This is a genomic window from Pseudomonas sp. 14P_5.3_Bac1, assembly GCF_025466135.1.
Classification (GTDB): Bacteria; Pseudomonadota; Gammaproteobacteria; order Pseudomonadales; family Pseudomonadaceae; genus Aquipseudomonas.
The window spans coordinates 158,545-171,213 of sequence record NZ_JANLOF010000077.1; the positions used below are offsets into that span (position 1 = coordinate 158,545).

9 protein-coding genes are annotated in these 12,669 nt (G+C 61.9%); all 9 read left to right on the top strand.

Annotated features, from left to right (window positions below):
- Positions 1 to 190 precede the first annotated feature (190 nt).
- Entirely contained in the window at positions 191 to 784 is a 594-nt protein-coding gene (gene betI / locus NTD89_RS20850) for a transcriptional regulator BetI (protein ID WP_145157581.1), read from the top strand.
- Positions 785 to 894: 110 nt separating this feature from the next.
- Positions 895 to 2,367 carry a betaine-aldehyde dehydrogenase gene (gene betB, locus NTD89_RS20855; protein ID WP_106575609.1) on the top strand — a complete coding sequence of 491 codons (1,473 nt, stop codon included), beginning with the start codon at positions 895 to 897 and terminating at the stop codon, positions 2,365 to 2,367.
- A gap of 142 nt (positions 2,368 to 2,509) precedes the next feature.
- Complete coding sequence (gene betA / locus NTD89_RS20860) at positions 2,510 to 4,213, top strand: choline dehydrogenase (RefSeq protein ID WP_262209429.1); 1,704 nt, start codon at positions 2,510 to 2,512, stop codon at positions 4,211 to 4,213.
- A gap of 195 nt (positions 4,214 to 4,408) precedes the next feature.
- Positions 4,409 to 5,851 (top strand): TldD/PmbA family protein, encoded by a 1,443-nt coding sequence (locus NTD89_RS20865; protein ID WP_262209431.1) that lies wholly within the window; start codon positions 4,409 to 4,411, stop codon positions 5,849 to 5,851.
- Positions 5,851 to 7,167 carry a TldD/PmbA family protein gene (locus NTD89_RS20870; RefSeq protein ID WP_262209433.1) on the top strand — a complete coding sequence of 439 codons (1,317 nt, stop codon included), beginning with the start codon at positions 5,851 to 5,853 and terminating at the stop codon, positions 7,165 to 7,167. Before NTD89_RS20865 ends, NTD89_RS20870 begins: the two co-directional genes overlap by 1 nt.
- A 297-nt stretch (positions 7,168 to 7,464) precedes the next feature.
- Positions 7,465 to 8,355 carry an alpha/beta fold hydrolase gene (locus NTD89_RS20875; protein WP_262209435.1) on the top strand — a complete coding sequence of 297 codons (891 nt, stop codon included), beginning with the start codon at positions 7,465 to 7,467 and terminating at the stop codon, positions 8,353 to 8,355.
- 36 nt (positions 8,356 to 8,391) lie between these two features.
- Complete coding sequence (gene mdtD, locus NTD89_RS20880; RefSeq protein WP_242200613.1) at positions 8,392 to 9,819, top strand: multidrug transporter subunit MdtD; 1,428 nt, start codon at positions 8,392 to 8,394, stop codon at positions 9,817 to 9,819.
- 130 nt (positions 9,820 to 9,949) lie between these two features.
- The gene (gene dbpA / locus NTD89_RS20885; protein ID WP_232626477.1) at positions 9,950 to 11,287 is read left to right on the top strand and encodes an ATP-dependent RNA helicase DbpA; all 1,338 of its coding nucleotides are present in this window, start codon (positions 9,950 to 9,952) and stop codon (positions 11,285 to 11,287) included.
- 180 nt (positions 11,288 to 11,467) lie between these two features.
- On the top strand, positions 11,468 to 12,646 hold the full coding sequence (locus tag NTD89_RS20890; protein WP_145157600.1) for an NAD(P)/FAD-dependent oxidoreductase: 1,179 nt from the start codon (positions 11,468 to 11,470) through the stop codon (positions 12,644 to 12,646).
- Positions 12,647 to 12,669 lie beyond the last annotated feature (23 nt).

A 12,669-nucleotide genomic window follows, 5' to 3' on the forward strand; every position in this document is an offset into this window, starting at 1 on the left:
TACGGCCTGTTTCAAGGGTTTTTGCAGGTGTCAGAGGCAGTGGCTCACAGGTAGGAAATATCTGCAGGTCGCGACCATTTGTCGCAGATCTTATTCTTTGTTGATTGAACGTTCAATCAAAACAAAATAGACTGGCCTTCAAGCCGACGGACGTTTATCGCCCAACGGCAGGCCTAAGGAGAGGTGCTACATGCCCAAGGTCGGTATGCAACCCATACGCCGCCAGCAGTTGATCGAAGCCACCTTGACGGCCATCGATCAGGTCGGAATGGGAGATGCCAGCATTGCGCTGATCGCCCGTTTGGCCGGCGTCTCGAACGGCATCATCAGTCACTACTTTCAGGACAAGAACGGCCTGATCGCCGCGACGATGCGGTACTTGATGAATGTGCTGATCGAGAACGTCCACGAACGCAGGCAAGCGCTGAAGGACGACAGCCCACGGGCGCACCTTCGGGTGATCATCGAGGGCAACTTCGACGCCAGCCAGGTCAACGGACCGGCAATGAAAACCTGGCTGGCCTTCTGGGCCACCAGCATGCATCACCCGTCATTGCACAGGTTGCAGCGGATCAACGATCAACGTCTGTATTCCAACCTGTGCTGCCAGTTCCGCCGAGTGCTGCCGCTGCCGCACGCACGCAAAGCAGCCAGAGGACTGGCGGCCCTGATCGACGGTTTGTGGTTGCGCGGCGCCCTGTCGGGAGACGCTTTCGACACGGAGCAGGCGCAACGGATCGCTTACGAATACATGGATTTCCAATTGGCCAAGCAGGTGAGTTAGAGCACACATAACCGCTCAACCCCTGAACGTCTGCCGCTCAGTGTTGCCAGAAACCCCATGGCTCACCGGCGGCGGGTAACGCCAACCACTTATGCACTTGCGAGGACTTTATGGCCCGTTTCGAACTGCAAAAACTCTACATTGACGGCGGCTACAGCGACGCTGGCAGCGATGCCACCTTCGAAGCCATCAACCCGGCTAACGGTGAAGTTCTCGCCCAAGTGCAACGTGCTACCAAGGAAGACGTTGAACGTGCCGTGGTCAGCGCCGAAAAAGGCCAGAAAATCTGGGCCGCGATGACCGCCATGGAGCGTTCGCGCATCCTGCGCCGTGCCGTCGACATCCTGCGCGAGCGCAACGATGAGCTGGCCGCGCTGGAAACCCTGGACACCGGTAAAGCCTTCTCCGAAACCCAATACGTCGACATCGTCACCGGCGCCGACGTGCTGGAATACTACGCAGGCCTGGTGCCGGCCATCGAAGGCGAGCAGATCCCGCTGCGCGACACGTCGTTCGTCTACACCCGCCGCGAGCCGCTGGGCGTGGTGGCCGGTATCGGCGCGTGGAACTACCCGATCCAGATCGCCCTGTGGAAATCCGCACCGGCCCTGGCTGCCGGTAACGCGATGATCTTCAAACCAAGCGAAGTCACCTCGCTGACCACCCTGAAACTGGCCGAGATCTACACCGAAGCTGGCGTGCCGGCTGGCGTGTTCAACGTCCTGACGGGCAGCGGCCGTGAAGTCGGCACCTGGCTGACCGAGCACCCGCGCATCGAGAAAGTCTCGTTCACCGGCGGCACCGACACCGGCAAGAAAGTCATGGCCAGCGCTTCGAGCTCCTCGCTCAAAGAAGTCACCATGGAACTGGGCGGCAAGTCGCCGCTGATCGTGTTCGAAGACGCCGACCTGGATCGCGCGGCCGACATCGCGATGATGGCCAACTTCTACAGCTCCGGCCAGGTCTGCACCAACGGCACTCGCGTGTTCGTGCCTAAGCACCTGCAGGCGGCCTTCGAAGCCAAGATTGTTGAGCGTGTTGCGCGCATCCGCATTGGCGACCCGCAAGACGAGAACACCAACTTCGGCCCGCTGGTCAGCTTCGCCCACATGGAAAGCGTGCTCGGCTACATCGCCAAAGGTAAGGAAGAAGGCGCTCGCGTCCTGTGCGGCGGCGACCGTCTGACCGATGGCAACTTCGCCAAAGGCGCCTACGTGGCCCCGACCGTGTTCACCGACTGCACCGACGAGATGACCATCGTCCGTGAAGAAATCTTCGGCCCAGTGATGAGCATCCTCACTTACGAGACCGAAGAAGAAGTGATCCGCCGCGCCAACGACACCGACTTCGGCCTGGCTGCTGGCCTTGTGACCAAAGACCTGAACCGCGCTCACCGCGTGATTCATCAGCTGGAAGCGGGTATCTGCTGGATCAACGCCTGGGGCGAATCCGACGCCAAGATGCCGGTCGGTGGTTACAAGCAATCCGGTGTGGGCCGTGAGAACGGCATCAGCTCGCTGAACAACTTCACCCGCATCAAATCGGTACAGGTTGAGCTGGGCGACTACGCCTCGGTGTTCTAAATCCCGAGCTTTGTGTTGCCTTTGAGGCCGCCATCGGGGGCAAGCCCCCTCCCACATTTGAAGGTATTCACAATTCAAATTGTGGGAGGGAGCTGCCCCCGATGAGGCCCGACCTGACCACACTTCAAAGAGGGTGCATCCAATGTCCCAAGAATACGATTACATCATTGTGGGTGCCGGCTCCGCCGGTAACACCCTGGCGACCCGTCTGACCGAAGACGAAGGCGTCACCGTCCTGCTGCTGGAAGCCGGCGGCCCGGATTACCGTTTTGACTTCCGTACCCAAATGCCGGCCGCGCTGGCGTTCCCGCTGCAAGGCCGTCGCTACAACTGGGCCTACGAAACCGATCCAGAGCCGCACATGGACGGTCGCCGGATGGAATGCGGTCGCGGCAAGGGCCTGGGCGGCTCCTCGCTGATCAACGGCATGTGCTACATCCGTGGCAACGCGATGGACTACGACAACTGGTCGAAGCTGCCAGGTCTGGAAAACTGGACTTACCTCGACTGCCTGCCGTATTTCCGTAAAGCCGAAACCCGCGACATCGGCCCGAACGACTACCACGGTGGCGAAGGCCCGGTCAGCGTGACCACGCCCAAAGCCGGCAACAACCCGCTGTTCCACGCCATGGTTGAAGCCGGCGTGCAGGCCGGTTACCCGCGCACCGAAGACTTGAACGGCTACCAGCAAGAAGGCTTCGGCCCGATGGACCGTACTGTCACGAAAAATGGCCGTCGCGCCAGCACCGCACGCGGTTACCTGGACACGGCTAAAAAGCGTTCGACCCTGACCATCGTCACCCACGCCCTCACCGACAAAGTGTTGTTTGAAGGCAAGCGTGCCGTTGGCGTGCGTTACCTGATCGGCGCTGCCGAAGAGCGCGTTGAAGCCCGTGCGCGCAAAGAAGTATTGGTGTGCAGCGGCGCAATCGCTTCGCCGCAACTGCTGCAACGCTCCGGTGTGGGCCCGGCCAAACTGCTCGAAAGCCTCGACATCCCGGTGGTTCACGACCTGCCAGGCGTTGGCGAAAACCTGCAGGACCACCTTGAGCTGTACCTGCAATACGCCTGCACCCAACCGGTGTCGCTGTATCCCTCGCTGCTCTGGTACAACCAGCCTGCGATTGGTGCCGAGTGGCTGTTCAACGGCACTGGCATCGGCGCCAGCAACCAGTTCGAAGCCGGCGGTTTTATCCGTTCGCGTCCGGAATTCGAATGGCCGAACATCCAGTACCACTTCCTGCCGGTGGCGATTAACTACAACGGCAGCAACGGTGTGAAAGAGCACGGTTTCCAGGCACACATGGGTTCCATGCGCTCGCCGAGCCGTGGCCGCGTGCAATTGAAGTCGAAGAACCCACGGGACTACCCGAGCATCCTCTTCAACTACATGGCCACCGAGCAGGACTGGCAGGAATTCCGTGACGGCATCCGCCTGACCCGTGAAATCATGCAGCAGCCGGCGCTGGACCCCTACCGTGGCCGCGAAATCAGCCCGGGTATTGAAGTGCAAACCGATGAGCAACTCGACAAGTTCATCCGCGAGCACGCCGAGACCGCGTTCCACCCGTCCTGCTCGTGCAAGATGGGCACCGACGAGATGGCTGTAGTGGATGGCGAAGGCCGTGTGCATGGCATGCAGGGTCTGCGCGTTGTGGATGCGTCGATCATGCCGATCATCACCACCGGCAACCTGAACGCGCCGACGATCATGATCGCCGAGAAAATCGCCGACAAGATCCGTGGCCGCCAACCGCTGCCGCGCAGCACCGCCGACTACTACGTAGCAGGCGATGCGCCGGTGCGTGGCAAGCCGATGCGTGAAGTCGGCCCGACCGCGCAGTAACTGATACACCGCGGCGCTCCTATCGGGGGCAAGCCCCCTCCCACACTTGATCGGGTGCACAGGGTCAAAATGTGGGAGGGGGCTTGCCCCCGATAGGGCCCGACCAGACGCTGCAAAACCTCTTTCCTTGATCAGCTCCCAGCCCAGGCCTACTCTGTTGCCTGCCCGCGATGAGCCGCCCACAAGGAAGGCCCCATGTTCGATTACCACGCCACTCTCAAAAAGCACTTCAGTGCCCTGCGCACCCGCGCCGAATTTTTCTCGCTGCGTTACGTCCGCGAATCCGGCCAAAACCTGTCGGTCCGCAAGAACGTTGCCGAGCCGCCACACCTGAACCACGACGAGGGCGCCATGCTCACCGTGCGTCTCAACGGCGTGGAAGCCTACGCCGCCACCAACGACATCTCGCTTGCCGGCCTGCAAGCCGCCCTTGAGCGCGCCGAACAGCAAGCCCGGCGGATCTTGCCCCACGCCCTGCTCGACCTGCACACGCAGCCGGTCTCCAGTGACGTCGCCGACTACCTGTCACCGGACCTCGACCAGCCCTTCCCGTCCTTGAGCGACTGCTACCAACTGTTGGGCGATGAGTCTGCCAGCGTGCCCAAGGACGAGCGCCTGGTCAGCTGGGAAGTCAGCCTGGGCACCACCCGCGTGGAGCAGATCTACCTCAACAGCGCCGGTGCCGAACTGCGCCAGGCTCAGCGTTTCGTCTACCCGGGCCTGAGCGTCACCGCGTTTGACGGCAACGACAGCCAGACCCGCACCCTGGGCGGCACTAACTTCGGCCAGCAAGGCAGTGCGAACGTGATTCGCCGCTTCGGCCTGGCCGGCGGCGCCCGCCAGGTGGCCGACGAAGCCCTGCAACTGCTGCTCGCGCCCAACACACCCAACGGCCCGCGCGACCTGCTGCTGATGCCCGACCAGATGATCCTGCAGATCCACGAGTCCATCGGCCACCCGCTGGAGCTGGACCGCATCCTGGGTGATGAGCGCAATTACGCCGGCACCAGCTTTGTGAAGGCCAGCGATTTTGGCCACCTGCAATACGGCTCGCCCTTGCTCAACGTGACCTTCGACCCGGACATCCCCGAGCAGCTCGCCAGCTACAGCCATGACGACGACGGCACCCGCGCCACCAAGCAGTTCCTGATCCGCGACGGTCTGCTGCTCAAGCCACTGGGCGGCGCGTTGTCGCAATTTCGCTCGGGGCTCGGCGGCGTCGCTAACAGCCGCGCGTGCAGCTGGAACCGCGCGCCGATCGACCGCATGGCCAACTTGAACATCGAGGCCGGCGACAAAACCCAGGCCGAGCTGATCAGCGGCATCGAGCACGGCATTCTGATGAGCACCAACCGCTCATGGTCCATTGATGATGCGCGCAACAAGTTCCAGTTCGGCTGCGAGTGGGGCCAACTGATCGAAAACGGCGAGCTTAAAGGCGTGGTGAAGAACCCCAACTACCGTGCAATTTCCGCGCAGTTCTGGCGCAAGCTCAGCGCCGTCGGCGACGCCAGCACGTTCAAGGTGTTGGGCACGCCGAACTGCGGCAAAGGCGAGCCCAACCAGGTGATTCGCGTGGGTCATGCGTCACCGGCGTGTGTGTTCAGTGATGTCGACGTATTTGGGGGAGATGCCTGATGAACAACTTCAAGGCACTGGTGGACTGGCTCAAGCAGGCCATCACCGACCAGGAACAATTTCACCTCGGCTACGCAGACGAATCATCCGAGTTCGTACGCTTCAACCACGCCCAGGTGCGCCAGGCCGGCCAGGTGCAACAGGCAAGCCTGAACCTCAAGCTGATCAACGACGGCCGCCACGCCGACCTCGGCATTACCTTGGCCGGTGAGCCGGAACTGGACCGTCAGCGCCTCGCCGATGGCCTGCAACAGTTGCGCGAAACCTTGCCTTTGCTGCCACAGGACCCGTACCTGCTGCTGAACCACAATGCCTGGCAAAGCCATAACGAGCAGCTACGACCGCTGCCGGAACTGGCCCAAGTGCTGGAAGACATCAGCCAGGCCGCAGAAGGCGTAGACCTGGTCGGCTTCTACGCTGCTGGCCCGATCACCCGAGGGTTCGCCAGTTCGGACGGCGCGTTCGGCTGGCATCAGGCCAACAGCTTCAACTTCGATTTCAGCCTGTTCCACGCCAACGGCGAAGCGGTCAAAGCCAGCTACGCCGGGCACACCTGGGACAGCGCCGAATTCAGCGCACGCTTGCAGCAGGCGCGCGAGCAACTAGAGTTTCTTGGCCGCCCACTGCACAAGCTCGCCCCCGGGCAGTACCGCGCCTACCTCGCCCCCGCGGCGCTGGAAGAAATCATCAGCATCATCACCTGGGGCGGGTTTTCCGCTCAGGCCATCGCCAGCAAAGCCAGCTCGTTGCAAAAGCTGTATGCCGGTGAGCAGTCGTTGAGCCCATTGGTCAAAGTCGATGAGCAGATCAGCGGCTCGCTGAGCCAGGCGTTCTCCACCGAAGGCTACCCGCGCGGGGATGTGACGCTGATCAACGCGGGCAAGGCCGAGGGCCAGTTGATCAACTCGCGCAGCGCCGCCGAATACGGCCTGAGCACCAACGGCGCCAGCAGCGACGAGTCGCCCAGCGCCTTGCAGATGGCGGCGGGCAGCCTCGCCCAGGCCGATATCCTCAAGCAGTTGGGCACCGGGCTGTACATCAGCAACCTGTGGTACCTGAACTATTCGGATTTGCCGGCCGCCCGCCTGACCGGCATGACGCGCTTTGCCACGTTCTGGGTGGAAGACGGCGAGATCAAGGCGCCGGTCAGCACCATGCGCTTTGATGACAGCGTCTATCACTTGCTCGGTTCCCAGCTGGAAGCGCTGACGGCTGAGCGGGAGTTGCTGTTGTCGGCCAGTACGTATAGCCAGCGCAATACCGCGTCCAACTTGTTGCCAGGCGCGTTGGTCAAACGCCTGACTCTCACCTTATAAGCACTGCGACTCCCCTGTGGGAGCTGGCTTGCCTGCGATGGCATCACTGCGGTGTCACTGATACACCGAGGTGACTGCATCGCAGGCAAGCCAGCTCCCACACTGTTCTGTGCTCGTTCCTTACACCCTCGTTTAGCTCCTTCCTACCGAAAAATCCCATCTCATACTTCTCCCCGTGCGGCATGTTGTCGCCCGTAAAAAACCTCGTTATAACGGTTAGTGGCACCCCGCCACCAACCCCACGTGTGCGCACGTGATGCATGACCTTGCCTGGATTGGGCAAGCTGGAGCGTTGACATGGACCATGGAAGTTTTGTCATAGAAGGGCTGTTCAAACACTACAACGTTCACGTTGAGCAGCTCGGTAACGATTCGGAAAAGAAAACCGTCCTGATGGTCAATGGGGCACTGTCCACCACCCGCTCCTTCGCCCGCACCAGCAAGTGCCTGGCGGAACACTTCAATGTGCTGCTGTTCGATCTGCCGTTCTCCGGCCTTTCGCGCGAGCACAACAGCAACCTTGACCTGGTCACCAAGGACGACGAAGTCCAAATCCTGCGTGCCCTGGTAGAACGCTTCCAGGTCAGCCACCTGGTGTCGGCCTCCTGGGGCGGCATCTCCACGCTGCTGACCCTGGCGCATAACCCGCCCTCTATCGAAAGCTCGGTGGTGATGGCCCTGGCGCCCAACCTCAACCAGGCCATGCTCGATTACGTGGAGCGCGTGCGCGTGCTGATCGAAGCGGATGACAAATCCGCCGTTGGCCACCTGCTCAACGAGACCGTTGGCAAGTACCTGTCACCGCGCCTCAAGCGCAATAACCACCGGCACCTGTCGAACATGGCCACCACCGAGTACCGCCAGGCGCGCTTTCATATCCACCAGGTGCTGGGCCTGGGCGATGGCAATTACCTGCCGGCGCTCACGCAGATCGAAACGCCGGTGCATTTCATCAACGGCGCGCTGGATGAGTACACCCCGGCCGCGGAGGCCCAACTGTTCAAAAAATACGTGGGCCGCAGCACCTTCGCCGTCGCCGAACACACCGGCCACTTGCTCGACCTTGAATCCCGCGAGGCTGCGCTGGCGGTGCACCGGGCGCTGCTGGATTTCCTCGTCGGAGCGCACGCGACATTGTCAGATTTAGACGAACCGCCAGTGGGAAAAGGAGCGACGGATGGCACATAATCGCCGACACATAGCCTGCTAACAAAAAGGTAGCTCATGCCCAATCGCGCCCCTCTCGACGCCAAGACCGCCCGCTGGCTCCCCTGGGTGGTGGCGATTGCCTTCTTCATGCAGTCGCTGGATGGGACGATTCTCAACACGGCACTGCCGGCCATGGCCCGGGACCTCGCGGAAAACCCGCTGCGCATGCAAGGCGTGGTGATTGCTTACATGCTCACCGTCGCCTTGCTGATCCCGGCCTCGGGCTGGGTCGCCGACCGCTTCGGCACCAAGAAAATCTTCTTTGGCGCGATCATGCTGTTCAGCATTGGCTCGCTGCTGTGCGCCCTGTCCAGCAGCTTGACCATGCTGGTAGGCGCGCGGGTCATCCAGGGCTTGGGCGGCGCGCTGATGCTGCCGGTGGGGCGGCTGGTGGTCTTACGCGCTTATCCGCGCTCCGAACTGGTGCGGATCATGGGCTTCATTACCATTCCCGGCCTGCTCGGCCCGTTGCTCGGCCCGACCATGGGCGGCTGGATGGTGCAATACCTGACCTGGCACTGGATCTTCCTGATCAACCTGCCGGTGGGCATGATCGGTTGCTACGCCGTGTGGAAACTCATCCCCGACCTGCGCGGCAGCGAGCGCACGCGTTTCGACAGCGTGGGGTTCGTGCTGTTTGGCGCGGCGATGGTGCTGATCACCATCGCCATGGAAGGCCTGGGCGAATTGCACTTGCCGCATTTGCGCGTGATGTTGCTGCTGTTTGGCGGGCTGGCGTGCCTGGCGGCGTACTGGCTGCGCGCCGGGCATATCGACAACCCGCTGTTCTCGCCGGTGCTGTTCAAGACGCGCACCTTTGCCGTGGGCATTCTCGGCAACCTGTTTGCGCGACTCGGCAGCGGCGCGCTGCCGTTCCTGGTACCGCTGCTGTTGCAGGTGGCGCTCGGTTACTCGCCGTCCGAAGCCGGGATGAGCATGTTGCCGCTGGCGGCAGCGGCGATGTTTGCCAAGTCCATCGCCCGGCCGTTGATCGAGCGCCTGGGGTACCGCATTGTGCTGACCGGCAACACCCTGGCGCTGGGCATCATGCTGGCGAGCATGGGCCTGGTCAGCGAGCACACGCCCTATCCGCTTCTACTGGGAATGCTGGCCGTGCTGGGTGCGATCAACTCCTTGCAGTTCACCGCGATGAACACCGTCACCCTGATCGACCTCGATGACGCCCAGGCCAGCAGCGGCAACAGTTTGCTCTCGGTGGTGGCGCAACTGTCCCTGAGCCTTGGGGTAGCGTGCGCCGGTGCGCTGCTCGGCGGTTTTACTGCCGAAGCGGGCAACGACGGGGTGGAAAGCGTGCTCGGCGCGTTCCAGCTGACCTTTCTCACCGTGGGCATCATGGCGATGCTGGCGGCGGCGATCTTCCTGCAACTGTCGCCAAAAGACGGCAAACGCGTGGTCAGCCCAGAGCACGACATCGAGCATTAACAGGCTTCTCGTCTAGAACTTGCGGGGAAATTCCCACGAGACTGGTACACTGCGCGACATTTTGTTTTGCAGAGCCAGTCCCGTGACTACCATCGCCACCGCTTTTAATACTTTGCCGCTCTCCGCCGCCATGCTGGCTAACCTCGACTCGCTGGGTTATGTCGAGATGACGCAGATCCAGGCGCAAAGCTTGCCGGTGATCCTCAAGGGGCTGGACCTGATTGCCCAGGCCAAGACCGGCAGCGGCAAAACTGCCGCCTTCGGTATCGGCCTGTTGAACCCGATCAACCCGCGCTACTTCGGCTGCCAGGCGCTGGTGATGTGCCCGACGCGTGAGCTGGCCGACCAGGTGGCCAAGGAAATCCGTCGCCTGGCGCGTGCCGAAGACAACATCAAGGTGCTGACCCTGTGCGGCGGCGTGTCCCTCGGCCCGCAGATTGCCTCGCTCGAACACGGCGCCCACGTCATCGTCGGTACCCCGGGCCGTATCCAGCAGCACCTGCGCAAGGGTTCGCTGGTGCTGGACGGTTTGAACACGCTGATCCTCGACGAAGCTGACCGCATGCTCGACATGGGCTTCTACGACGCCATCGAAGACATCATCAGCAAGACCCCGCCACGCCGCCAGACCCTGCTGTTCTCGGCCACCTACCCGGTGAGCATCAAGCAACTGGCCTCCAAGTTCATGCGCGCGCCGCAGCAAGTGAAGGCTGAAGCGTTCCACTCCGACGACCAGATCGAGCAGCGTTTCTACGAGATCTCGCCGGAAGAGCGCATGGACGCCGTGACCAAGGTGCTCGCGCATTTCCGCCCGGCCTCGTGCGTGGCGTTCTGCTTTACCAAGCAGCAAGTGCAGGAAACCGTGGATCACCTGACGGCCAAGGGCATTTCCGCCGTCGGCCTGCATGGCGACCTGGAACAGCGCGACCGTGACCAGGTACTGGCGATGTTCGCCAACCGCAGCACCTCGGTGCTGGTCGCCACCGACGTGGCCGCGCGTGGCCTGGACATTGACTCGCTGGACATGGTGATCAACGTCGAACTGGCTCGCGACTCGGAAATCCACATTCACCGTGTAGGCCGTACCGGCCGCGCTGGCGAAACCGGCATCGCCATCAGCCTGGTGGCGCCGTCCGAAGCGCACCGCGCCCAGGCCATCGAGCAACTGCAGAAGTCGCCGCTGAACTGGGACCAGCTGGACAACCTCAAGCCACAAAGCGGCGGCCCGTTGCTGCCGCAGATGAGCACCCTGTGCATCGCCGCCGGCCGTAAAGACAAGGTTCGCCCGGGCGACATCCTCGGCGCGTTGACCGGTGACGCCGGCATCCCCGGTGCCCAGGTCGGCAAGATCGCGATCTTCGACTTCCAGGCCTTTGTGGCCGTGGAACGCGGGATCGCCAAGCAGGCGCTGCAGCGTTTGAATGACGGCAAGATCAAAGGCCGTTCGTTGCGCGTGCGCATCCTGTAACAGCACCGCGTAGCCACTGTGGGAACCGAATCAATGTGGGAGCTGGCTTGCCTGCGATAGCATCACTTCGGTGTAACTGATATACCGAGGTGCCTGCATCGCGGGCAAGCCCGGCTCCCACAGAAGCCAGCTCCCACATTTGATTGCATTTCAGATCAATTTTTTTGTGAGGACATTGCTGTGCGCTCGACCGAAGTTGTGATCATTGGCGCCGGCGCCGCAGGCTTGATGTGCGCGCTGACGGCCGCCGGGCGTGGGCGCAAGGTGATGTTGATCGACCACGCGAACAAGGCCGGCAAAAAGATCCTGATGTCCGGCGGTGGCCGCTGCAATTTCACCAACATGTACACCGAGCCGGCCAACTTCCTCTCGCACAACGCGCACTTCTGCAAGTCTGCGCTGGCCCGCTACACCCAGTGGGACTTCATCGGTCTGGTGGCCAAGCATGGCGTGCCGTACCACGAGAAAAAGCTCGGCCAGTTGTTCTGCGATAACAAGTCCAGCGACATCCTCGGCATGCTGCTCGATGAATGCATTCAAGCCGGCGTGAGCATGCACCTGGACACGTCGGTTCAGGAGATTGCCAAGCTGCAAGCCGGTTATCAGTTGCAAACCACCCTGGGTGAGCTGCGCTGCGAATCCCTGGTGATCGCCACGGGCGGCCTGTCGATTCCGACCCTGGGCGCTACCGGGTTCGGATATCAGGTAGCCAAGCAGTTCGGCCACGAACTGCTGCCGACCCGCGCAGGGTTAGTGCCGTTTACCATCACCGACCAGCTCAAGGACTTGTGCGGCGAGCTGTCCGGCACCTCGGTGGACTGCCTGGTCAGCTGCAACGACCAGAGTTTTCGCGAGAACATCCTGTTTACTCACCGCGGCCTGAGCGGGCCGGCGATCCTGCAGATTTCCTCGTACTGGGAAACCGGCGACACCGTGGAAATCAACCTGCTGCCCGACCACGACGCCCACGCCTGGCTGCAACAGCAACAGGTCGAGCGCCCCAACAGCGAGTTGAAAACCCTGCTGGGTGAGATCTTCACCAAGAAGATGGCCAACCTGCTGGCCGACACCTGGTTTGCATCCAAACCGATGAAGCAGTACACCCACGCCGAAATCGCTGACATCGCGCAAAAGCTGTCGAGCTGGCAACTGGTGCCGGCGGGCACTGAAGGCTATCGCACGGCCGAGGTAACGCTGGGTGGCGTTGACACGCGCGAAGTGTCGTCCAAGACCATGGAATCGCTGAAAAGCCCGGGGCTGTACTTCATCGGCGAAGTGCTGGATGTGACCGGTCACCTGGGCGGGTTCAACTTCCAGTGGGCCTGGGCGTCGGGCTACGCCGCCGCGCAATACGCCTGACGCCGCTTAAACCTTGAAATGCA

What these genes read in the sequence shown, in the direction of transcription:
- betI (WP_145157581.1), top strand. Translation starts at nt 191, where the DNA reads ATGCCCAAGGTCGGTATGCAACCCATACGCCGCCAGCAGTTGATCGAA.
- betB (WP_106575609.1), top strand. Translation starts at nt 895, where the DNA reads ATGGCCCGTTTCGAACTGCAAAAACTCTACATTGACGGCGGCTACAGC.
- betA (WP_262209429.1), top strand. Translation starts at nt 2,510, where the DNA reads ATGTCCCAAGAATACGATTACATCATTGTGGGTGCCGGCTCCGCCGGT.
- NTD89_RS20865 (WP_262209431.1), top strand. Translation starts at nt 4,409, where the DNA reads ATGTTCGATTACCACGCCACTCTCAAAAAGCACTTCAGTGCCCTGCGC.
- NTD89_RS20870 (WP_262209433.1), top strand. Translation starts at nt 5,851, where the DNA reads ATGAACAACTTCAAGGCACTGGTGGACTGGCTCAAGCAGGCCATCACC.
- NTD89_RS20875 (WP_262209435.1), top strand. Translation starts at nt 7,465, where the DNA reads ATGGACCATGGAAGTTTTGTCATAGAAGGGCTGTTCAAACACTACAAC.
- mdtD (WP_242200613.1), top strand. Translation starts at nt 8,392, where the DNA reads ATGCCCAATCGCGCCCCTCTCGACGCCAAGACCGCCCGCTGGCTCCCC.
- dbpA (WP_232626477.1), top strand. Translation starts at nt 9,950, where the DNA reads ATGCTGGCTAACCTCGACTCGCTGGGTTATGTCGAGATGACGCAGATC.